Source organism: Pseudomonas hygromyciniae (assembly GCF_016925675.1).
Lineage (GTDB): Bacteria > Pseudomonadota > Gammaproteobacteria > Pseudomonadales > Pseudomonadaceae > Aquipseudomonas > Aquipseudomonas hygromyciniae.
Genome location: NZ_CP070506.1, coordinates 2,308,208 through 2,330,386 on the forward strand (window position 1 = coordinate 2,308,208; position 22,179 = coordinate 2,330,386).

Consider the following 22,179-nt stretch of genomic DNA (forward strand, 5'->3'; position numbering starts at 1 on the left):
CAAGGAGAACGTCATGCGCTCATTACTGCTGTGGTTCCTCGGTGTGCCGATCCCGGTCATTATCCTGATCGCGATCTTTATGCACTAACCCGCGTATCCGCTTGATCAAGGCCGCCCCTGCATGGCAGGGGCGGCCTTTTTGTTAATCGTCAAACCCCACCTGCTCGTGAATCTCATCGACCTTCAGCTCCAGCCGGTACGCCACGGCAATAAACAGCGCCTGGCACAGGCACAGCGTGGCGCTCAGCGAGCGGAACGCAAACGACGATCCTTCATTGACCAGCAACACCGTGTTGGCACGCTTGGCCAGCGGTGACAGGTTGCTGTCGGTGATGATCAGCGTCTTGGCCTGGTGATGCTGGGCGATGCGCAGGCAGTGCTGGGTTTCCTTGCCGTAGGGGGTGAAGCTGATGGCGATCACCAGGTCATTGGCCCGCACGCTGCGCATCTGTTCGCGGTAGCTGCCGCCCAGGCCCGAGACCAGGTGGATGCGCTTGTTGGTGTGCTGCAGGTTGTAGACCAGGTAGTCGGCCACTGCAAAAGACCGGCGCACCCCGACCACGTAGATGTTGTCGGCGTTGACCACCAGGTCCACGGCTTTCTCGAAGGCGGCGTCGTCCAACTCCAGGCCCAGGCGCTCGATACCGGACAGCGTGGCATTCACGCATTCACGGGCCAGGTCGCCGCCGCTGGCTTTCTGCGACTTGTTGGCGATCATGCTGCGAATGCGCTGCTGGTAGTTCTGCACCGGCGTGGTCTTGTGGGTATACGCCTCGCGAAACAGCGCCTGCATTTCACTGAAGCCGCTGAAGCCAAAGCGCTGGGAAAACCGCACGATGGCCGAAGGATGGACTTCGCATTCCCGGGCGATATCGCTGATGCGGTCAACCATGATCCGATCGCTCTGCTGGCTCATGTAGCTGGCGATGCGCTTGAGCTGGCGGGGCAGGCTTTCGTATTCCTCGGTGATCAACTGCAACAGACGCTCGGCATTGATCGGGGGACTGGCGAGAACCTCGGTTGCCTCGGTCTCGGCGGGCGCCTGCTGATCGGTGCGGGACATAAGCAATCCTTCTGGCTTGTTCTTACAGGGCAGGTGACGGACACCTGGCCCCTGACAATAGGTCAATGGGCGCAAGTCTACAGGGAAGGCGGCAAAAAAATATCCAGATGGAAAATATATTCCACATAAAATATTTATAGAATAAATATTGATTGCTGGCGCCGGACGTCCTAGTCTGCATCCACCAAGAGCGTCGCCATCACGATGGCAGGCGCGGGCTGATAAAAATAACAGGAGCCAGCATGGGCCAGACTCGTTTTGCCAGTGGGCGTCAATTGGATCTGATTTGTCTTGGGCGCCTGGGCGTCGATCTGTATGCGCAGCAAGTCGGGGCGCGGTTGGAAGATGTCTCAAGTTTTGCCAAATACCTGGGTGGTTCTTCCGCCAACATCGCTTTCGGCACGGCACGGTTGGGGCTCAAGTCGGCGATGTTGAGCCGGGTCGGCGACGATCATATGGGGCGCTTTCTGGTGGAGTCGTTGGTGCGTGAGGGCTGTGATGTCAGTGGTATCACCGTCGACCCACAACGCCTGACCGCCATGGTCCTGCTGGGCCTCAAGGACCGCGAAACCTTCCCCCTGGTGTTCTACCGCGAAAACTGCGCCGACATGGCCCTGTGCGCCGCGGATATCCGCGAAGACTTCATTGCCAGCAGCAAGGCGCTGTTGATCACCGGCACCCATTTCTCCACCGATGGCGTGTACCAGGCCAGCCTCCAGGCCCTGGCCTACGCCGAGCGGCACGGCGTCAAGCGCGTGCTGGATATCGATTACCGCCCGGTGCTCTGGGGCCTGGCGGGCAAGGCTGACGGCGAGACCCGTTTTGTCGCCGACCAGAACGTCAGCCAGCACCTGCAAGGCATCCTGCCGCGCTTTGACCTGATTGTCGGTACCGAGGAAGAATTCCTGATTGCCGGCGCCAGCGACGACCTGCTCAGCGCTTTGCGCACCGTGCGCCAACTGACAGCGGCGACGTTGGTGGTCAAGCTCGGCCCGCAAGGCTGCACGGTGATTCATGGGGCCATCCCGGCGCGCCTGGAAGACGGCGCGATCTACCCCGGTGTGCGGGTCGAAGTGCTTAACGTGCTGGGGGCAGGTGATGCGTTTATGGCGGGCTTTCTCAGTGGCTGGTTGAACGACGCCGATGACGCGCGTTGCTGCCAACTGGCCAATGCCTGCGGCGGGTTGGTGGTGTCACGCCATGCCTGCGCGCCGGCGATGCCGACCCCGGCTGAACTTGACTACTTGTTCAACAGCCCGGTGCCGATCACCCGGCCGGATCAGGACCCGGTATTGCAGCGCCTGCATCAGGTCAGTGTGCCGCGCAAAGCCTGGAAGCAGCTGTTTGTGTTCGCCTTCGACCATCGCTGGCAACTGCTGGAACTGGCGCAAAAAGGCGGCCAGGACCCGGCGCGGATCAACGCGATCAAGCAACTGTTTATCCAGGCGGTCGAGCGCGTTGAAGGCAAACTGCGCGAGCAGGGTGTTGAGGCCGACGTGGGCATTTTGGCCGATCAGCGTTTTGGCCAGGATGCGCTGAACGCCGCCAGTGGCCGTGGCTGGTGGGTCGCGCGCCCGGTGGAGGTGCAGGGCTCGCGGCCGCTGGCGTTCGAGCACGGTCGCTCGATCGGCAGCAACCTGATCGCCTGGCCCCAGGAGCAGATCATCAAGTGCCTGGTGCAGTTTCACCCCGACGACGAGCCGCTGTTGCGCCTGGAGCAGGAAGCGCAGCTCAAGGCCCTGTATCAAGCCGCGCAAACCAGTGGCCATGAACTGCTGCTGGAAGTGGTGCCGCCCAAGGATCATCCCTCGACCTACCCGGATGTGCTCTATCGCAGCCTCAAGCGCCTGTACAACCTGGGTATCTACCCCGCGTGGTGGAAGATCGAGGCACAGACCGCCGAGCAGTGGCACAAGCTCGATAAGCTGATCGAGGAGCGCGACCCCTATTGCCGGGGCGTGGTATTGCTGGGCCTCAATGCGCCGGCGCACTCGTTGGCCGAAGGCTTCCAGCAGGCCAGCCAGAGCCGGACCTGTCGTGGGTTTGCCGTGGGCCGCACGATCTTCCAGGAGCCGAGCAGGGCGTGGATGGCGGGTGAAATTGACGATGAAACCCTGATCCAGCAGGTGCAGCAGACCTTCGAACAACTGATCCAGGCCTGGCGCAGCTCGAGAATTTAAACACGCTCAACTGTAGGCGCTGGCTTGCCTGCGATAGCGGTCTGTCAGATACACATTAGGTGCCTGACCCACCGCTATCGCAGGCAAGCCAGCTCCTACACAAGCAGATTTCAGGTTAAAACAATAAAAGGTGCAGCCATGCCCGCAATCCGTATTGGCATCAACCCCATCTCCTGGAGCAACGACGACCTGCCGGCCCTGGGCGGCGAGACGCCCTTGAGCACCGCGCTCAGCGAAGGCAAGGCCATTGGCTACGAAGGTTTCGAGCTCAACGGCAAATTCCCCAAGGACGCCAAGGGCGTGGGCGATGTGTTGCGTCCCTACGACCTGGCGCTGGTCTCCGGCTGGTACTCCAGCCGCCTGGCCCGGCGCTCGGTGGCCGAGGAAATCGACGCCATCGCCAGCCACGTGCAGCTGCTGCGCGAGAACGGTGCCACGGTGCTGGTCTACGGCGAGGTGGCCGACTCGATCCAGGGCTCGCCGATCCGTCTGATCGAGCGCCCGCGTTTTCACAGCGAACAGGCCTGGCAGACCTATGCCGACAAACTCACCGAACTGGCGCGCTTTACCCTGTCCCAGGGCGTGCGCCTGGCCTATCACCACCATATGGGCGCCTATGTCGAATCCCCGGAGGACATCGACACCCTGATGCGCCTCACCGGCCCGGAGGTCGGCCTGCTGTTTGATTCGGGGCATTGCTATATGGGCGGCGGCGAACCAGTGCAGGTGCTGCGCAAGCACCTGGAGCGTATCTGCCATGTGCATTTCAAGGACGTACGCAAACCGGTGGTGCAACTGGCGCGCAACCAGATGTGGAGCTTTCCCGACTGCATCGTCAACGGCACCTTCACCGTGCCCGGCGATGGCGATATCGACTTCGCCGAATTGCTGGACGTGCTGCTGGGCGCCAACTACAGCGGCTGGCTGGTGGTGGAGGCCGAGCAGGATCCGGCTGTGGCGCCCAGCTATATCTATGCGAAAAAAGGCTTCGATACCTTGCGCGCGCTGTTGGACGCGAGGGCCGGACAATGAGCCTGTTGGTCAAAAGCACGCCCCGTGGGCAAACCCTGGTCGCGCTGCCGGCCGGCGGCCTGGAGTATGTGGGGTTTAGCGCTTACCGCCTGGCCCTGGGGCAAACGCTGCCGGTCATTGCCGACGACAAAGAGCTGTGCCTGGTGCTGCTCACTGGTCGGGTGACGATCGAAGGCGAGGGTTTCAGTTGGCAGAACCTTGGGGATCGCCAGTCCGTGTTCGAGGATAAATCGCCGTTCGCAGCCTACCTGCCGCCCAACACGGTTGCCCAGGTGACGGCCCTGAGCGATGTGCAGATCGCCGTGTGCGCTGCGCCGGGCTCCACTGCCGCTGGTCTTGCGCCCCGGCTGATCCGCCCCGAGCAGTGCAAGCGCAGCGTGCGCGGCAAGGGCGCCAACACCCGCTACGTCTGCGACATCCTGCCCGATAGCGAGCCGGCGCACTCGCTGCTGGTGGTGGAGGTGCGCACGCCGTCCGGGCATTCCTCCAGCTACCCGCCGCACAAGCACGACACCGATGACCTGCCGCACCAGAGCTTTCTGGAAGAGACCTACTACCACCAGGTCAACCCGCCCCAGGGCTTTGTGTTCCAGCGGGTGTACACCGACGACCGCAGCATCGACCAGGCCATGGCCGTGGAAAACCACGACTTGGTGGTGGTGCCCAAGGGCTATCACCCCGTCAGCGTGCCGTATGGCTACGAGTCGTATTACTTGAACGTGATGGCCGGGCCCAAGCGCGCCTGGCACTTTCACAACGACCCGCAGCACAGCTGGTTGCTGGATCTCTAACAACGCCAAATCCAAAAGACACGGGTGCGAAACATGACCACAACCCGATTGACCATGGCCCAGGCCCTGGTGAAGTTCCTTGATAACCAGTACATCGAAGTCGATGGCGTGCAGAGCAAGTTTGTCGCCGGGGTGTTCACCATCTTCGGCCACGGCAACGTGCTGGGCCTGGGCCAGGCCCTGGAGCAGGACAGTGGCGACCTGGTGGTGCATCAGGGCCGCAACGAGCAGGGCATGGCCCATGCCGCGATTGGTTTTGCCAAGCAGCACCTGCGGCGCAAGATCTACGCCTGTACGGCGTCGGTCGGCCCCGGCGCGGCGAATATGCTCACCGCCGCCGCGACCGCCACGGCCAACCGCATTCCGCTGTTGCTGCTGCCGGGCGATGTGTATGCCTGCCGCCAGCCGGACCCGGTGTTGCAGCAGATCGAACAATTCCATGACCTGAGCATCAGCACCAACGACGCCTTTCGCGCCGTGAGCAAATACTGGGACCGCATCAACCGCCCCGAGCAGTTGATGAGTGCGGCGATCCACGCCATGCGCGTGTTGACCGACCCGGCCGAAACCGGTGCGGTGACCCTGGCCTTGCCCCAGGATGTGCAGGCCGAGGCCTGGGATTACCCCGATTACTTCCTGCAAAAACGCGTGCACCGCCTGGATCGCCGCCCGGCTACCGACGCGATGCTGCAAGACGCCGTCGCGCTGCTCAGATCCAAGCGCAAGCCGCTGATTATCTGCGGTGGCGGGGTCAAGTACTCCGGCGCGAATGCCGCGCTGCAGGCCTTTGCCGAGCGCTTTCAGATCCCCTTTGCCGAGACCCAGGCCGGCAAGAGCGCAATCGTCTCCAGCCATCCCTTGAATGTCGGCGGCATCGGTGAAACCGGGTGCCTGGCCGCCAACCTGCTGGCCCGGGACGCCGACCTGATCATCGGCATCGGCACACGCTACAGCGATTTCACCACCTCGTCGAAATCGCTGTTTCAGCATCCTGAGGTGCAGTTTCTAAACCTCAATATCAGCCCCGGCGATGTGCTGAAACTTGACGGTGTGCAGGTGCTGGCCGATGCCAGGGTCGGGCTGCTGGCATTGGCCGACGCGCTGGGCGACTACTCCACGCAATGGGGCGAGCAGCCACGCCAGGCCCGCGCGCAGGGGGATGCCGAAGTGGACCGGGTCCATCAGGCGCGCTACACCGACGCCGACTTCATCCCCGAGATCAATGACCACATGGACCCGGCGGTGCTGCGCGAATTTATCGAGCTGACCGGCTCCTGCCTGACCCAGAGCCAGGTATTGGGCGTGCTCAACCAGACCCTGGCCGACGACGCGGTGATTGTGGCCGCCGCCGGCAGCCTGCCGGGGGATTTGCAGCGCAGTTGGCGCAGCAAGGGCGTCAACACCTATCACGTCGAGTACGGCTATTCGTGCATGGGCTACGAGATCAACGCGGCCCTGGGGGTGAAGCTGGCCGAGCCTGCGCGCGAGGTCTACGCCCTGGTCGGCGATGGCTCCTACATGATGCTGCATTCGGAGCTGGCGACCTCGATCCAGGAGCGGCGCAAGATCAACGTGGTGCTGCTGGACAACATGGCCTTCGGTTGCATCAACAACCTGCAGATGGGCAATGGCATGGACAGCTTCGGCACCGAATTCCGCTTCCGCAATCCCGACAGCGGCAAGCTCGATGGCGGCCTGGTGCCAGTGGATTTCGCCATGAGCGCGGCGGCCTATGGCTGCAAGACCTACAAGGTGACAACGCTTGCGCAACTGCACGCCGCGTTGGCTGATGCACGAACGCAGAGCGTGTCGACGCTGATCGATATCAAGGTGCTGCCCAAGACCATGATCCATGGCTACCTGTCATGGTGGCGGGTCGGCGTGGCCCAGGTGTCCACCAGCGAGCGCACCAACGCCTGCGCCAAACAACTCAATGAACGCCTGGCCAAGGCCCGGCAGTACTGACAATAAGAGGAGTGTTGCCATGTCTTTGAAGCTGGGTGTGATCGGTACGGGCGCGATCGGCCGGGACCATATCCGCCGTTGCAGCCAGACCTTGCTCAATAGCCAGGTGGTGGCGGTCACCGATATCAACCTTGAGCAGGCGGCCCAGGTGGTGGCGGATCTGCAACTCGATGCCGAGGTATACGCCGATGGTCATGCGCTGATCAATTCGGCGCAGGTCGAGGCGGTACTGGTCACGTCCTGGGGCCCGAGCCACGAGGAGTTTGTGCTGGCGGCGATTGCGGCGGGCAAGCCGGTGTTCTGTGAAAAGCCTCTGGCGGTCACGGCCCGGGGCTGCCGCAACATCGTCGAGGCCGAAGTGGCCCACGGCAAGCGCCTGGTCCAGGTCGGTTTCATGCGTCCATACGACCAGGGTTATCAGGCCCTCAAGGCAGTCATCGACAGCGGCCAGATCGGTGAGCCGTTGATGCTGCACTGCGCCCACCGCAACCCGACGGTGGGCGAGAACTACAACACCGGCATGGCCATTACCGACACCTTGATCCACGAATTGGACGTGCTGCGCTGGCTGCTGGCCGACGACTATGTGTCGGTGCAGGTGGTGTTCCCGCGTAAAACCAGCAAGGCCCTGAGCCATTTGCGCGACCCGCAGATCGTGCTGCTGGAAACCGCCAGGGGCACGCGGATCGATGTGGAAGTGTTTGTGAACTGCCAGTACGGCTATGACATCCAGTGCGAAGTGGTGGGGGAGACCGGCATTGCCAAATTGCCAGAGCCGTCCCAGGTGCAACTGCGCAGCGGCGCCAAGCTGTCGACGGCGATTCTGATGGATTGGAAAGACCGCTTTATCGCGGCGTATGACGTCGAGCTGCAGGCCTTTATCGATGGCGTGCGTGCCGGCCAGGTGGGCGGGCCTTCGGCCTGGGACGGGTTTGCCGCGGCGGTGGCGGCGGATGCGTGTATCGAGGCCCAGGGCAGTGGGCAGATCGTTGCGGTCAGCCTGCCGGATCGCCCGGCGTTCTACGGCTAGCGCGGTCAAAGTAGGAGCTGGGTTTGCAGATCACGAGAGGAGTTGGTTCATGCGCATCGGACTGGTTGGGTACGGCCACGGTGGCCGTTTTTTTCATGCCCCGCTGATTGCCACATTGCCCGGGGCGACGTTTGTTGGCGTGGTGACACGCTCCCCCGAGCGGCGCCAGCAACTGGCGACGGAGCATCCCGGATTGCCCGCTTTCGACAGCATCGCGCAGATCGTTGAGGCCGGGGTGGATGTGCTGGTGATTTCCACCACCCTCAAGGGCCGCCCGGCCCTGGTGCTGGAGGCTATCGAATCGGGTGTGGCGGTGGTCAGCGACAAACCCTTCGCCAGCAATGCCGAACAGGCCCAGGCGCTGATCATCGCCGCCGAACGTGAAGGGGTAAAACTCAGTGTCTACCAGAACCGGCGCTGGGATTCGGACTACCTGACCCTGCGCAAGCTGCTGGATGCCGGCGCCCTGGGCACGATCACCCGCTTTGAATCCAGAGTCGAGCGCTACAGCCCGCAAGCGCTGGGCAACACCAGCGGCGGCGGGTTCCTGCGGGACCTGGGCAGCCATCTGGTGGACCAGGCCTTGCAGCTGTTCGGCCCGGTGGAGCGGGTGTTTGCGCAATTGCAGTACAGCGCTGAGCATCCCACGGTCGATCATGGCTTCTTTGTCTGCCTGACCCACGCCAACGGAGTGATTTCCCATCTGTGGGGCAGCGCCCTGCAAAACTGCCAGGCCCCGCGTTTTCGGGTCAATGGCACGGCGGGTTGCTATACCGTCGAAGGCCTGGACGGTCAGGAAGAGGCGCTGTTGGCCGGCAAGAATCCAAAGACCGAGGGCGAACACTGGGGCGCCGAAGAACACCGACGCTGGGGCTGGTTTGAACAGGGCGCGGAACGCGAGCGTATCCCTTCGGAAAAGGGCGCCTGGAACCAGTTCTACAGCCAGTTGCAAAGCGCCGTCCAGGGCCAGGGCGAGTTACCGGTACAGGCCAGGGATGCCTGGGAAACCACCCTTGTACTGGATGCCGCCAGGCTCAGCGCCGAGCGCCGGCAAGTGGTTGAGATGGCGATGCTGGAAGGCCGAGAGTGGAAATAGAATAAAATTCTAAAATCAGTTGATATGGAAATTATTTTCCAATAAAGTCATTTCCAGGTTGCCGAAAGTCTCTCTCGACCTTCCTTTATAAAGAAGGCGCGGGGACTCAACAAAAACAAGATAAAAACAACCAGGTACCGTCAGATGAAAATCTTCAACGCTGTACTGCGCGTGTTACGTACTGCCTTCCCGCCCCGCACACGACCCTTCTATTTTTCTTTTCTCAATGTCCTTTGCGTCGAAAGCAAGGGCGCCCTGGTGTGCTGCATTCCAGGCGCGCCGGTGGTACGGCTGCCTGCCGCAAACTCATCGCTCTGATAGACGCTACTTCCAGAAAACCAACAAGAAAGTGGAGACAGACCGTTCATGAAGACCCAGATCCGTTTCGCCTCGCTGGCCTTGTCGATGATGCTCGCCAGTGGCGTGGCCTCGGCCGCCGATATCAAGATTGGCGTCAGCATGTCGCAGTTCGACGACACCTTTCTCACTTACCTGCGTGAAGATATGGACAAGCAGGCCAAGTCCTACCCCAAGGGCGATGGTGTGCAATTGCAGTTCGAAGATGCCCGCGCCGACGTGGTCAAGCAACTGAGCCAGGTCGAGAACTTTATCAGCCAGAAAGTCGATGCCATGGTGGTCAACCCGGTGGACACGGCTTCTACCGCACGCATCACCGCCGCTGCCCAGGCGGCCGGTATCCCGTTGGTCTACGTCAACCGTCGCCCGGATCAGACCGACCTGCCCAAAGGGGTGGTGACGGTGACGTCCAATGACGTCGAGGCCGGCAAGCTGCAAATGCAGTACCTGGCCGAGAAGATGGGCGGCAAAGGCAAAATCGTGATTCTGCTGGGCGACCTGGCCAATAACTCGACCACCAATCGCACCAAGGGCGTCAAGGAAGTACTGGTTAAGTATCCGGACATCAAGATTGAGCAGGAGCAGACCGGGATCTGGTTGCGGGACAAGGGCATGACCCTGGTGAACGATTGGCTGACCCAGGGCCGCGAGTTCAATGCGGTGGTGGCCAACAACGACGAAATGGCGATTGGGGCGGCCATGGCGTTGAAAACCGCCGGCGTCAAACCGGGCAGCGTGTTGATTGGCGGGGTCGATGGCACGCCCGACGGGTTGAATGCGATTACCAAGGGGGAGTTGGCGCTCTCGGTGTTCCAGGATGCCAAGGGCCAGGCGGTCGGTTCGGTGGAGGCTGCGGTGAAAATGGCCAGGGGCGAGGCGGTCGAGCAAGACGTCGTGGTGCCTTTCCAACTGATCACCCCGGACAATGTCGCGTCATTCAAATAGCGTTCAATCACAACAATAAGCCCGCAGGGTGATCACGATCGCCCTGCCGATGGAGCCCCGATATGCTCGCTCAAGCGACTGCTTTGCAGCCCACAGGTCTGGAACAACCTTACCTGCTGGAAATCGCCCATATCAGCAAAGGCTTTCCCGGCGTGGTGGCCCTGGACGATGTGCAACTGCGGGTGCGCCCCGGCTCGGTCCTGGCGCTGATGGGAGAGAACGGCGCCGGCAAGTCGACGCTGATGAAAATCATCGCTGGCATCTACCAGCCTGACGCCGGCGAAATCCGCCTGCGGGGCAAGCCGGTGGTGTTTGATTCGCCCCTGGCCGCCTTGCAGTCGGGTATCGCGATGATCCACCAGGAACTCAACCTGATGCCCCATATGAGCATCGCCGAGAACATCTGGATTGGCCGTGAGCAGCTCAATGGCCTGCGCCTGGTCAATCACCGGGCCATGCACCGCTGCACGGCCGAGCTACTGGCGCGGCTGCGGATCAACCTCGACCCCGAGGAGTTGGTCGGCAACCTGAGCATTGCCGAGCGGCAGATGGTGGAGATTGCCAAGGCGGTGTCCTACGACTCCGACATTCTGATCATGGATGAGCCGACGTCGGCGATTACCGACAAGGAAGTGGCCCATCTGTTTTCGATCATTGCCGACCTCAAGGCCCAGGGAAAAGGCATCATCTACATCACCCATAAAATGAATGAAGTGTTCGCCATCGCCGATGAAGTGGCGGTGTTTCGCGACGGTGCCTATATCGGCCTGCAGCGGGCTGACAGCATGGACAGTGACAGCTTGATCTCGATGATGGTCGGGCGCGAATTGAGCCAATTGTTCCCGGTGCGCGACAAACCTATCGGCGAGTTGCTGCTGTCGGTGCGTGACCTGCGCCTGGATGGGGTGTTCCAGGGCGTGTCCTTCGACCTGCATGCCGGTGAAATCCTCGGTATTGCCGGGCTGATGGGGTCGGGCCGCACCAATGTGGCGGAAACGATCTTCGGCATTACCCCAAGCGACGGCGGCGAAATCCGCCTCGACGGCCAGGCGCTGCGCATCAGCGATCCGCATATGGCCATCAAGCAGGGCTTTGCGCTATTGACTGAGGATCGCAAGCTCACCGGTCTGTTCCCGTGTCTGTCGGTCCTGGAAAACATGGAAATGGCGGTGCTGCCCCTTTACTCGGGCAATGGTTTTATCCAGCAAAAAGCCCTGCGGACCTTGTGCGAAGACATGTGCAATAAGCTGCGGGTAAAAACCCCCTCCCTTGAGCAGTGCATCGACACCCTGTCCGGCGGCAATCAGCAAAAGGCCCTGTTGGCGCGCTGGCTGATGACCAAGCCACGGCTGTTGATCCTCGATGAACCGACCCGTGGCATCGACGTCGGCGCCAAGGCGGAGATCTATCGCTTGATCGCCTTCCTGGCCAGCGAGGGCATGGCGGTGATCATGATTTCTTCGGAACTGCCGGAAGTGCTGGGCATGAGCGACCGAGTGATGGTGATGCACGAAGGCGATTTGATGGGCACCCTGGACCGGGCTGAGGCCACCCAGGAAAAAGTCATGCAGTTGGCTTCCGGTATGACGGCAGTCCACTAACCAATAAAAAGGTGACGGGTAATGAACGCAATACTGGAAAGCAAACCCGAGGAAAAGAAGCCCGCCACGGCACCGGTCAAGAGTCGGCGGCGGTTTCCGACCGAGCTGAGCATTTTCCTGGTGCTGATCGGTATCGGCCTGGTGTTTGAAGTGTTTGGCTGGATCGTGCGGGACCAGAGCTTTTTGATGAACTCCCAGCGCCTGGTGCTGATGATCCTGCAGGTGTCGATCATCGGCTTGCTGGCGATTGGCGTGACCCAGGTGATCATTACCACGGGGATCGACCTGTCCTCGGGCTCGGTGCTGGCGCTGTCGGCGATGATTGCCGCGAGTCTGGCGCAAACTTCGGACTTTTCCCGCGCGGTGTTTCCATCGTTGACGGACTTGCCGGTGTGGATCCCGGTGGTGGTGGGGCTGGGCGTGGGGCTGCTGGCGGGGGGCGATCAACGGCAGCATCATCGCCATTACCGGTATCCCGCCGTTTATCGCGACCCTCGGCATGATGGTGTCGGCCCGCGGCTTGGCGCGCTATTACACCGAGGGCCAGCCGGTGAGCATGCTGTCGGATTCCTATACGGCCATCGGCCATGGCGCGATGCCGGTGATCATTTTCCTGGTGGTGGCAGTGATCTTCCACATTGCCCTGCGCTACACCAAGTACGGCAAGTACACCTACGCCATCGGCGGCAATATGCAGGCGGCGCGTACCTCGGGGATCAACGTCAAGCGGCACTTGATCATCGTCTACAGCATTGCCGGGTTGCTGGCGGGGCTTGCGGGTGTGGTGGCCTCGGCACGTGCCGCGACCGGGCAGGCCGGGATGGGCATGTCTTATGAACTGGACGCGATTGCCGCTGCGGTGATCGGCGGTACCAGCCTGGCGGGCGGGGTAGGGCGCATCACCGGCACGGTGATTGGCGCGCTGATCCTCGGGGTGATGGCCAGCGGGTTTACCTTCGTGGGGGTGGATGCCTACATCCAGGACATCATCAAGGGCCTGATCATCGTGGTGGCAGTGGTGATCGACCAGTATCGCAACAAGCGCAAGCTCAAGCGCTGAGCGGGTCCTGAGCCTATAAAAGCTCAAAATCCGGGCTTGGCTTGGGTGGGAGCGGGCTTGCCCGCGATAGCGGTGGGCCAGTTGATAAACATTTGACTGACCCACCGCCATCGCGGGCAAGCCCGCTCCTACATTTGTCCACCGGCAGCCGTTCGCTGACCGTTTGTCTTCTATATAGCTCCATGACACTGAATTTCTTGCTATAAACGCACTCCGATAACCGCCTGCCGAGCCCGTCCTGGTGCCTTTTGGGGGAATGTCGGACAAATTGCCTGTCATTTCAGTTGCTGCGCCCTCAAGTCAGCCGTAGACTGCCGCCCCTCGTAAATTGAGTGCCGGGTGGCGCTTGGAATGGACGGCGTCTTTCCCCGATCTGCACAGGTTGGCCGGAACGCTCCCTTATTCGCCTTAATGCACGTATTTTTTTATAGAGAAATCAATGACAAAGGAAAAGTTGCTGGCCATGCCGGCGGATGACTACATGAATGCCGAGCAGCACGCTTTTTTCGAGCAGTTGTTGCAAGACATGAAAGTCGAGCACCACGAGCGCATTGAGCAGAACCGTATCGCCATTGAAAGCCTGGACACCCCGGCTGACCCGGCTGATGCCGCTTCGGTAGAAGAAGAGCGCACCTGGTTGGTCAATGCCATCGACCGCGACCAGCGCATGCTGCCGCAACTTGAGCAGGCCCTGGGCCGTATCAAGGAAGATTCCTTTGGCTGGTGTGACGACAGCGGCGAGCCTATCGGCCTCAAGCGCCTGCTGATCAGCCCGACCACCAAATACTGCATCGAAGCGCAAGAGCGCCACGAGCAAATCGACAAGCATCAGCGCCAAGCCTGATCTGTCCGCCCCTGTAGGAGCGAGCTTGCTCGCGAAAGTCGTCAACGGTTACACGTGTATTCTGGATAAACGTGTTGTCCCTGAGTTCTTCGCGAGCAAGCTCGCTCCTATATCATGTGAGCGTCAGCAACCTCATCCCCCAGTCTATTGATCTGCTGCAAGCCCTAACACCAAAGGCCCATAGATAATGGCTAATTAGTGGCGTTTAATGCAGAGACAATAATGACAAGCAGTGGGGTGACAAGCATGGCCGGGGATGGATCTCTGATGGGCGCCGCCGTGGCGCCTCACGCGGTGAGCCGCCAACTGCCTGGCTGGGTGACGCCGCTCCTGCAAAGCATCGCCCTGGTGCTGATATTGTTGGGCCTGGCGTTTGTCGACCTGTCGATCTACCTCTGTGTGCCCGTCGCCCTGCTGCTGGTCTGGCTGCCGCGCCTGAAAAAACCGCCGCGCAGCCTCGCACCTGATGTGGCCGAGGATGCCATGGGCGCGTTGACTCGTGATCTGTCCTACACCACCAGCCATAATGCGTTGTCAGCCGCTGGCGTGGCCTATTCGGTCAAGCAACTGGCGGCCAGGTTGCAATCGCAATTGGGCGCCGCCCAGCAAATCGTCAGCAGTGCCGAAGTGATGATTGGCACCGAGCAACTGACATCCCAACTCAGTCGTGAAGCCCTCGGCGCGGCGGGCCAGGCCCATCAGCGCAGCACCGAGGGGCGTGCGGTGCTGGGGGAATCCATCAGCCGCATGCATCAACTCAGCCAGCGCGCCAGTGACAGCCGGCAATTGATCGAGGCCCTGAGCCAGCGCAGCGAAGAGATCCAGCGCGTGACCCTGGTGATTCAGTCCATCGCCAGCCAGACCAACCTGTTGGCCTTGAATGCCGCCATTGAAGCCGCCCGTGCCGGCGAGCATGGGCGCGGGTTTGCCGTGGTGGCCGATGAAGTGCGTGGGCTGGCGGGTCGTACGGCGACCGCCACCGATGAAGTGGGGGTGATGGTGGCTGATATCCAGCAGCGCACCGCCCAGGTGGTGGAGCAAATCCGCCAACTGTCCGTGGATCTGCAGGCTGGCGTCGAGCAGGTAGAGCACGCCGGCGAGCAACTGGAGAGCATTGCCACGTTGGCGGCGGGTGTGGAAGGCCAGGTCAACGCCATTGCCCAGGGCACGGAGACCAATCGGGTGCAGCTCGACAGCCTGTTCCATGCGGTGGAGCAGATGCGCAGCGACTTGACCATCAGCGACCAGCAGACCCAGCAGTTGGCCGAGGCCGCCGTGCAAATGGAAGGGCAGGCCGAAACGATCAGCGAACGCCTGGCCGAGGTCGGCCTGGACGACTATCACCAACGAATCTACGACTTGGCCCGCGAAGGCGCGAGCCGCATCGGCGCGCAGTTCGAGGCGGATGTCCAACAGAACCGCATCAGCCTCGATGACTTGTTCAATCGCAGCTACACCCCGATTGCCAACAGCCACCCAACCAAATACCACAGCCGTTTCGACGGCTACACCGACCAGGTGCTGCCGGCTATCCAGGAAGCCTTGCTGCCCCGTCACGAAGGCTTGGTGTTCGCGATTGCCTGCACACCACAGGGCTATGTACCGACGCACAACAAGGCGTTTGCCCAGGCGCTGACCGGCGATGCTGCGGTAGACGCCGTGAACAATCGCACCAAGCGCAAATTTGAAGACCGCACCGGAATTCGCTGCGGCAGTCACCAGCAAGCCGTGTTATTGCAAACCTATACCCGGGATACCGGGGAGCTGATGCACGACTTATCCGTGCCGATCATGGTCAATGGCCGCCATTGGGGTGGCTTGCGCCTGGGCTATAAGCCCGAAGGGCGGTAGGCCCAGGCAACGATTGTTGCGCGTTATGCAAGGAAGCTTTTACGCCGATAGCTTTTTCCGGTGAAAGGAAGCGCTTAAGATGCTGCACATTGTTAGCAAGCTAGCTAATCCTGCGGAGAACTTCCATGCAAAGCAAAGTCGATGTGGCGGTGATGATTGGCAGTGGTGTGCCACAGACCCTGCGTGCGCTGGGCCTGAGGGCCTGCTGGGTGGTGTTGCTCAATGGTGAACAGCGCGGCACGGCCTTCGCCAGTCGCGATGAAGCCCAGGAATGCCGTGCCGCCTGGCAGGCATTGCTGGACCTGGAGCAATCAGACCGCCTGCATTGAGTGGCAGTTAAACGCTTTGGTGCAGGCGCTGGTTCAGCTCATCTACGGCAATCGCCCAGTCGGCATCTTCGCGCAGCTCTTCCTTGAGAAACTGCGCCTGTTGCGGGGTCCAGAAGGGCGCTTCGATCAGCTTTACATCTTCTGCCAGGGGATGTTGCTCGATAAAACGATCGATTGCCGCAGGCGAGGCCTCCAGCCCCAATTGTTCGAACAGGTCGTGCAGGGTATGGGTAGGCGCGTCCATTTCATTCTCCAAAAAAGTGAGTCTCTCCGGGTATGGGAGGCGCGCCAGCGTGCATAGTTCGATTTGCTCAAGCCGCCCCTTGACGGGCAGACGTGCTCAGAAGCGCTTCTAGCTCCTTGGCCAAGGCGCAGGCCTTGTTATGATCGCTGCGAAAGCCTTTGACCCGGCCGCTGGGCACTTCCAGGATGTGGAAAAAATTCCTCCCTGCCGGGACCACCCGGTACAGTGCGAAACCCGCGTACACGCCCGTGGCATACACGCTGTAGAATAACGCGCTATCCTTGTGGGATAAGGCACCGGAGGTCTGTGTCGGTTGGCGTTGAACTCGTTGCATGGCCAGCTCCTGTCGATCTGTTGACCTGCTTGCAGCATTTCGGGTGGTTTTAAGCCGTATTGCTGTTCTAATATTGTTGTCGGCAGCCCGCGTTCGGTTCCATCCAGCGTTTTTCCTTTGTTTTGGCTGTCGGAAAAACACCCTTTCAAATGGGGTATTCTCTGAAGTAGGGCGTCCAGTATTCTCTGGCCGATAAACCTGTGATTTCCTGCACTGCCTGACGACCTTGTACAAGGACTGTCAGGCCCGGCTGTACGAGTCTGCCGGGGATCAACTTCAGTATGGTTTTTAATGTGTCGTGCCGTATCGGCCTTTTTTGTGCTGTCTGCCCAGGGCGGGCAGCGCTTTTTTAGATGTGGGGGCGTTTCCTTGGCAGTCAGTAATCTGGATATGCACGCATTGTTCGTGCTGGGTGATTTGCGCGCGAAGTTGGTTAAAAAGTTTCAGTCGCGGTTTGTTTACATCACGGAACAAACCCCGGAAGGCATTTACATTGCCGAAATCGATACTGAAACAGCGTTGGTGGTAGATGACAAACCCCGTTTGGAACTCAAGGTCGGCGATCATTTTCGCGCGGCAGTACTGCCCAGTCGTGAAGGTGGCAAGTTCGAACTTAAGTTTCGCGACATCAAGTTGACGGTCTATGGCCTGGGGGACTATGCGTTTGTTTCCACGGCGCAGGGCGAGGGCATTGTGTTCAAGGAAGGTCACAGCGTGATGCTGGTGTTCGCCGCCAATGAACAACTGCAGGAAGGCCTGAGCAAAACCCTCAAGGCCGCGACCGGCAAGGCCGCCAAGTGGCGCAAGGGTGAGTTGGTGACCTTCAAGGCCAGCGAATAATGAGTGACGGCCGGGCCCTGTTTCACCAGCAACACCTGGCGCAGGCCCAAGCCAAGGCCGCCGAACTGCTTGCCCGCAAAGATGATCTGCAGGGTGCCTGGTTGAACTGGGTGGCCAGTCAACTCTATGCACTGCGGCCCGCCGAGTACGCCAGCATGGTGCGCCGGGAACTGCAGCGTTTGCATCAGCAGCCCTGAATACCTGCAACGGTTTGAACCTCTACTACAGTTCTGTGGACTTAACTGTTCAAGGGCTTTGGCGGTGTGACAGCAAAGCCATCCGCCATGGTTGTGCAAACGCGAGGTTCAAAGGCATGAAAGCAATTCGAGCGCTGTTGGCAGCGACCCTTACCACCCTGGGCCTGTCGATGGCGGCCGCACCGGTGACGGCTGCCCAGGCGCCCATTCACTTTGCCGACCTGAATTGGGAAAGTGGCAGCCTGATCACTGAAGTTCTGCGGTTTATTGTCGAGAAGGGCTATGGCTTGCCCACCGATACCTTGCCCGGCACCACCATCACCCTGGAAACCGCCCTGGCCAAAAATGATATCCAGGTGATCGGCGAGGAATGGGCGGGACGCAGCCCGGTATGGGTCAAGGCTGAAGCTGAAGGCAAGGTGGTCGGGCTGGGCGATACCGTCAAGGGTGCGACCGAAGGCTGGTGGGTGCCTGAATATGTGATCAAGGGCGACCCGGCCAAGGGCATCGCTGCGCTGGCGCCTGAGCTGCGCAGCGTGACGGACCTGGCGCGCTACAAGGACGTGTTCAAGGACCCGGAAGCCCCGAGTAAGGGGCGCTTTCTCAACAGCCCTATCGGTTGGACCTCGGAAGTGGTCAATAAGCAAAAACTCAAGGCTTACGGCCTGGACGACAGCTACGTCAACTTTCGCAGCGGTTCAGGCGCGGCGCTGGATGCCGAGATCGCCTCGTCGATCCGCCGTGGCAAGCCGATCCTGTTTTACTACTGGTCGCCGACGCCACTGATGGGGCGCTACAAGTTGATCCAGCTGGAGGAGCCACCGTTCGACGCCGAGGCCTGGAAGACCCTGACCGACGCCGACAACCCCGCCCCCAAGCCAACGCGTTCGTTGGCGTCCAAGCTGAGCATTGGCGTGTCTACGCCGTTCCAGCAGCAATATCCGCAGATAGCGCAATTTTTTGAGAAGGTCGACTTCCCGATTGAACCGCTCAACCAGGCCCTGGCGACCATGAGCGAAAAACACACCCCGCCCCGTGAAGTGGCGCAGGCGTTTCTCAAGGAGCATCCGCAGGTGTGGAAGGCCTGGTTGACGGAGGATGTGGCCGCCAAGGTCGAAGCCAGCCTCAAATAACGCTCATATGAAGACCAAACTGTGGGAGAGGGCTTGTGTGGGAGCGGGCTTGCTCGCGAATGCGCAGTGTCAGTCACCCGATGTATAGACTGACCCACCGTATTCGCGAGCAAGGCCGCTCCCACAGGTTTAACCGCATTCCAGCCTTAGAACTTGGTCTGCACCGCCAATTCAAAGGTCCGCGGAGACCCCAGGTAATACGCCGGCGACACATGGGCAAACTGCGCATACACCTCATTGGTCAGGTTGCGCACCCGACCTGTCACCGAGGTGTGCTGATCGACCTTGTAGGTCAGGAACGTGCCGAACAGGGTGTACGCCGGCACGGTCAGGGTATTGGCATTGTCGGCGTACACCTGCGCCACATACCGCGCGTCCACGCCACCTTGCCAGGCAGGTGTGATGTCATAGGTCAGCCACAGGTTGCCCACCCGTTTCGGCACGTTGGTCGGGGTATTGCCCTTGCGCGACACCACCGCACCGCTGGCGATTTTCTCGTTGAAGTCATCGTATTGCGCATCGACCCAGGCGAAGTTGCCTTCCGCCAACAGCTTGGGAGTGATGCGCAACGAACTGGCCAACTCGATGCCCTTGGACGATTGCGCGCCCACCGCGATACTGCGGGTGGGGTCCTGTGGATCGGTCACGGCAAAGTCCTTGCGTTCGATGTGGTAGGCAGCAACGGTGGCTGAGCCGCGCCCGTCCAGGTAATCGAACTTACTGCCCACTTCCCATTGCTTGCCGGTGGAGACATCAAACACCTGGGTAGTGCTGGTGGGCTGTTCGGCTGCGGTGCTGTATTGCACATAGACATTGGCCGCAGGAATGAACTGGTAGGTCAGGCCCACGCGCCCGGTGACCGGCTCCCAACGGCGTTTGACGTTAGGCTGATTATCGCGATGGCTGGTCACGTCCAGGTCGATGGCGTCATAGCGCAGGCCGGTCAGCAGTGACAGCTGGTCGGTCAGGCCCAGGCGGTTCTCGACGAACAGCGCCTTGGTCGTTACTTCGGTGGTCTTGTCCTTGATAAAGCCGGGCCGGGTGCCGGGCAGGTCGTAGAAATGCCCCGGATCGTAGTGGTTGGGGTCCACCGCGTTCTTGGGGGATACGTTCAACGGGCTGTTGGTGGTGCTGTTGACCTTGTATTCGAAACCACCGGACCAGGTAGTGGCCAGGCCGAACACGCTACTGTCATGGCGCAGCTCGAACTGGTTGCCGTTCTGCTCGCCCTGATGTCGCACCTGATAGGCCGTCGAACGGTTCACCACGCTGTTATCGGCGCTGTATTGGTAGGTCTCCAGGTTGCGGTAGTCGCGCTGGCTGTCGAGGTGATAGAGGGTGTTGCGCAGGGTGGTGCTGTCGTTGATCCGGTAGTCGATGATCGAGCGGGCCCAGATCGTGCGTTGCTCGTAGCGGCCATCGGCGACGTTGTAGTTGTTGAAGCGGTTGTGCTTGTCGATCTTCAGCTCGCCAGCCTTGGGATTGAGCACCGGGGTGCCCCAGTACGGGCTGTCCTCGTGTTCATCCTGATACTCCAGGGCCAAGGTGTGGGACAGGTTGGGCGTCAAGTCACTGAGCAGGGAGAAGGCCACGCTCCAGGCATCCCGTTGCTGACGGTCGATATGGGTGTGGTTGGTGTTGCGGCTGACATCCAGGCGCGCGTAGTGCTGGACCTCGGCGCCGGGCGCGGTCAGGGCGTGGTTCAGGCCCAGGGCGATGCCGGTGGTGTCGTAGCTGCCGTAGTTGATCTGGCCTTCGACGGCCTGTTCTTCGCGGGTGGCGAGCTTGGTCACGTAGTTCAGCGAGCCGCCCACGGAGCCGGCGCCGTTGATCAGTGAGGAAGGGCCGCCCACCAGTTCGACCCGGTCATAAATCCATGCATCCACGGGGCGTGCCAGGCCTCCGGCGACGTTGATGCCATTGAACATCTGGGTGATCTGGCTGCTGGTAAATCCCCGATAGGAGATAAACCCGCCAAACCCCGGCGGCGCACTGGCGTTGACCCCGGGCAAGGTGTTGGCCGCATCCTGGAAGGTCTTGGCGCCACGACGCTCGATATCGTCGCGGTCGGCGATGCTGATCGAGGCCGGGGTTTCCCGCACGCTCAGGCCCAGGCGCGAGGCCATGCCGCTGGATTGGTCCAGGGCCAGGCCAGGCTCGTTGGTGGCGGCGCCGTCAATGGTGGTGGGGGCCAGTTCAAGGGCCCAGGCGCAAAAAGGCAGGCAGCCGAACAGGCCCGCCAATAGAGGTAAATGTTTCATCGATAAATCCTGAAAAGCATGGCTTGCAAGCAGCGCACAGCCGCACGTGCTTCCCTGGGGAAACAGCACGGTGTGCAGATCAAAAAGCGCAGGTATCAGGCGTAGGCGGGCGGGGCGCGCGGATTAGCCGCAGGCCAGGTGAAACGGGCGGGAATGTCAGCGGTGAGCACCACCGCCGGTGGTGGTGCGTGGGGTTGAGGCAGCACCGCAACGTTAAGGCTGGAGTTGAGCGCCGGGCCCATGCCGCCGGTCGAACACAGCGGGCAACCGAAGGCCTTGGACAGTGTGGGCAGGGACTCATCGCCCGTGTTTACGGGGGCTGGCGCCTGGGTGCGAGGGTCTACGGAACAGAACTGGCCGCCAATGCCGTTGAGCTGCATGCCGACCATTTGCCCATGACCAATACTGCAGGCGAACACGTTGAACAGGACGCAGCCATAGAGCATCCAGGCAATCAACGAGCGGTCGGCACGGGCGAGTTTCATGGGCCGGCACTTTAACATCAGACGACTAAATGCCTGCAAAAAATCTGAAAAGGACTATCCTCTTTCGCACTTTTCCAGGGGTGTCCAACCATGAGCTTTGTCATTGCGAGGTGGGTCGTCGGGGTCTTTACGTTTATCAGCATGGTCCATGTGTACTGGGCCGCAGGCGGCAAGTTCGGCAGCACGGCGGCGATCCCGCAACTGCCCGGCGAGTTCGCCAGTGGCCCACGGCCGGCGTTCAAGCCGTCGGCGTTGGGCACCTTCCTGGTGGCCGTGGGGCTGGTGCTGATCGCGCTGTTGGTGTGCCTGAGGGCTGGGATGTTTTTCCAGCCGGTGGGGCATCAGGCCCTGCAGTGGGGGATCAGCGCGATTGCCTTGATCATGTTTGCACGGGCCATTGGTGATTCGGAGCTGGTGGGTTTTTTCAAGAAAGTCGGTGGGTCGCGGTTTGCCCGGCTGGATACGTTTTTCTATTCGCCGCTGTGCCTGGTGTTGGGGGCGGGGCTGTTGGTCGTCGCCTGGACCTGAGTGACTATATGCA

The 22,179-nt window shown here is 60.9% G+C and carries 22 protein-coding genes and 1 pseudogene; 17 read left to right on the forward strand and 6 right to left on the reverse strand.

Annotated elements, in window-relative coordinates; translation table 11 throughout:
- Positions 1-142: 142 nt before the first annotated feature.
- Positions 143-1,063, reverse strand: coding sequence for a MurR/RpiR family transcriptional regulator (locus JTY93_RS10105; protein ID WP_169996503.1), 921 nt, complete (start codon positions 1,061-1,063; stop codon positions 143-145).
- A gap of 242 nt (positions 1,064-1,305) precedes the next feature.
- Here JTY93_RS10105 and JTY93_RS10110 point away from each other — a divergent pair, with 242 nt between their 5' ends.
- The 9 genes from JTY93_RS10110 (at position 1,306) to JTY93_RS10150 (ending at position 12,060) form a co-directional block, all read left to right on the forward strand.
- Complete coding sequence (locus JTY93_RS10110; RefSeq protein WP_205476322.1) at positions 1,306-3,243, forward strand: bifunctional 5-dehydro-2-deoxygluconokinase/5-dehydro-2-deoxyphosphogluconate aldolase; 1,938 nt, start codon at positions 1,306-1,308, stop codon at positions 3,241-3,243.
- Positions 3,244-3,381: 138 nt separating this feature from the next.
- Positions 3,382-4,275, forward strand: a complete 894-nt coding sequence (iolE, locus tag JTY93_RS10115) for a myo-inosose-2 dehydratase (protein WP_205476323.1) — start codon at positions 3,382-3,384, stop codon at positions 4,273-4,275.
- Positions 4,272-5,066: a 5-deoxy-glucuronate isomerase gene (iolB, locus tag JTY93_RS10120; protein WP_205519005.1), complete on the forward strand. Its 795-nt coding sequence runs from the start codon at positions 4,272-4,274 to the stop codon at positions 5,064-5,066. The genes iolE and iolB overlap by 4 nt, the downstream gene beginning before the upstream one ends.
- Positions 5,067-5,099: 33 nt before the next feature.
- Positions 5,100-7,031, forward strand: a complete 1,932-nt coding sequence (iolD, locus tag JTY93_RS10125) for a 3D-(3,5/4)-trihydroxycyclohexane-1,2-dione acylhydrolase (decyclizing) (RefSeq protein ID WP_205476325.1) — start codon at positions 5,100-5,102, stop codon at positions 7,029-7,031.
- Between the two features lie 19 nt (positions 7,032-7,050).
- Entirely contained in the window at positions 7,051-8,061 is a 1,011-nt protein-coding gene (gene iolG, locus JTY93_RS10130) for a bifunctional inositol 2-dehydrogenase/D-chiro-inositol 1-dehydrogenase (RefSeq protein ID WP_205476326.1), read from the forward strand.
- Positions 8,062-8,110: 49 nt separating this feature from the next.
- A complete protein-coding gene (locus JTY93_RS10135; protein ID WP_205476327.1) occupies positions 8,111-9,157 on the forward strand; it encodes a Gfo/Idh/MocA family protein in 1,047 nt (348 codons plus the stop codon).
- 144 nt (positions 9,158-9,301) lie between these two features.
- The gene (locus JTY93_RS10140; protein WP_166647900.1) at positions 9,302-9,475 is read left to right on the forward strand and encodes a hypothetical protein; all 174 of its coding nucleotides are present in this window, start codon (positions 9,302-9,304) and stop codon (positions 9,473-9,475) included.
- Between the two features lie 48 nt (positions 9,476-9,523).
- A complete protein-coding gene (locus JTY93_RS10145; RefSeq protein WP_205476328.1) occupies positions 9,524-10,459 on the forward strand; it encodes a sugar ABC transporter substrate-binding protein in 936 nt (311 codons plus the stop codon).
- 62 nt (positions 10,460-10,521) lie between these two features.
- Positions 10,522-12,060: a sugar ABC transporter ATP-binding protein gene (locus JTY93_RS10150; RefSeq protein WP_205476329.1), complete on the forward strand. Its 1,539-nt coding sequence runs from the start codon at positions 10,522-10,524 to the stop codon at positions 12,058-12,060.
- On the opposite strand, the gene JTY93_RS28980 is transcribed toward JTY93_RS10150, so the two are convergent.
- On the reverse strand, positions 12,057-12,329 hold the full coding sequence (locus JTY93_RS28980; RefSeq protein WP_240357307.1) for a hypothetical protein: 273 nt from the start codon (positions 12,327-12,329) through the stop codon (positions 12,057-12,059). The two genes, JTY93_RS10150 and JTY93_RS28980, sit on opposite strands and share 4 nt — an antisense overlap.
- On the opposite strand from JTY93_RS28980, the pseudogene JTY93_RS10155 reads away from it, so the two are divergent.
- From JTY93_RS10155 to JTY93_RS10170, 4 genes and pseudogenes are all read left to right on the forward strand, one after another.
- Positions 12,211-13,120 (forward strand): annotated as a pseudogene (locus JTY93_RS10155) (ABC transporter permease). The gene JTY93_RS28980 and the pseudogene JTY93_RS10155 overlap by 119 nt on opposite strands.
- A gap of 439 nt (positions 13,121-13,559) precedes the next feature.
- Complete coding sequence (locus tag JTY93_RS10160) at positions 13,560-13,964, forward strand: TraR/DksA family transcriptional regulator (protein ID WP_010173153.1); 405 nt, start codon at positions 13,560-13,562, stop codon at positions 13,962-13,964.
- Between the two features lie 630 nt (positions 13,965-14,594).
- Positions 14,595-15,815 carry a methyl-accepting chemotaxis protein gene (locus tag JTY93_RS10165; protein ID WP_375373137.1) on the forward strand — a complete coding sequence of 407 codons (1,221 nt, stop codon included), beginning with the start codon at positions 14,595-14,597 and terminating at the stop codon, positions 15,813-15,815.
- Positions 15,816-15,940: 125 nt separating this feature from the next.
- Positions 15,941-16,144: a hypothetical protein gene (locus JTY93_RS10170; protein ID WP_029293050.1), complete on the forward strand. Its 204-nt coding sequence runs from the start codon at positions 15,941-15,943 to the stop codon at positions 16,142-16,144.
- Positions 16,145-16,151: 7 nt separating this feature from the next.
- Here the strand turns inward: JTY93_RS10170 and JTY93_RS10175 are convergent, their stop codons facing one another.
- Together JTY93_RS10175 and JTY93_RS10180 are read right to left on the reverse strand one after the other, a co-directional pair.
- Positions 16,152-16,388 (reverse strand): DUF2789 domain-containing protein, encoded by a 237-nt coding sequence (locus JTY93_RS10175; RefSeq protein WP_205476332.1) that lies wholly within the window; start codon positions 16,386-16,388, stop codon positions 16,152-16,154.
- 67 nt (positions 16,389-16,455) lie between these two features.
- On the reverse strand, positions 16,456-16,722 hold the full coding sequence (locus JTY93_RS10180) for a hypothetical protein (RefSeq protein WP_169996313.1): 267 nt from the start codon (positions 16,720-16,722) through the stop codon (positions 16,456-16,458).
- Positions 16,723-17,112: 390 nt separating this feature from the next.
- Between JTY93_RS10180 and JTY93_RS10185 the strand changes: the two genes are divergently transcribed.
- The 3 genes from JTY93_RS10185 to JTY93_RS10195 all read left to right on the forward strand — a co-directional run bounded on the left by JTY93_RS10185 (position 17,113) and on the right by JTY93_RS10195 (position 18,892).
- Entirely contained in the window at positions 17,113-17,562 is a 450-nt protein-coding gene (locus tag JTY93_RS10185; protein ID WP_205476338.1) for a hypothetical protein, read from the forward strand.
- Positions 17,562-17,759, forward strand: a complete 198-nt coding sequence (locus tag JTY93_RS10190; RefSeq protein ID WP_169996480.1) for a hypothetical protein — start codon at positions 17,562-17,564, stop codon at positions 17,757-17,759. Before JTY93_RS10185 ends, JTY93_RS10190 begins: the two co-directional genes overlap by 1 nt.
- Before the next feature lie 116 nt (positions 17,760-17,875).
- Positions 17,876-18,892, forward strand: a complete 1,017-nt coding sequence (locus JTY93_RS10195) for an ABC transporter substrate-binding protein (protein WP_205476333.1) — start codon at positions 17,876-17,878, stop codon at positions 18,890-18,892.
- A 146-nt stretch (positions 18,893-19,038) separates the two neighbouring features.
- On the opposite strand, the gene JTY93_RS10200 is transcribed toward JTY93_RS10195, so the two are convergent.
- Together JTY93_RS10200 and JTY93_RS10205 are read right to left on the reverse strand one after the other, a co-directional pair.
- Entirely contained in the window at positions 19,039-21,153 is a 2,115-nt protein-coding gene (locus JTY93_RS10200; protein ID WP_205476334.1) for a TonB-dependent receptor, read from the reverse strand.
- A 95-nt stretch (positions 21,154-21,248) separates the two neighbouring features.
- Positions 21,249-21,638 carry a DUF2946 family protein gene (locus JTY93_RS10205; protein WP_205476335.1) on the reverse strand — a complete coding sequence of 130 codons (390 nt, stop codon included), beginning with the start codon at positions 21,636-21,638 and terminating at the stop codon, positions 21,249-21,251.
- A gap of 90 nt (positions 21,639-21,728) precedes the next feature.
- On the opposite strand from JTY93_RS10205, the gene JTY93_RS10210 reads away from it, so the two are divergent.
- Entirely contained in the window at positions 21,729-22,166 is a 438-nt protein-coding gene (locus JTY93_RS10210) for a DUF3995 domain-containing protein (protein ID WP_205476336.1), read from the forward strand.
- Positions 22,167-22,179 lie beyond the last annotated feature (13 nt).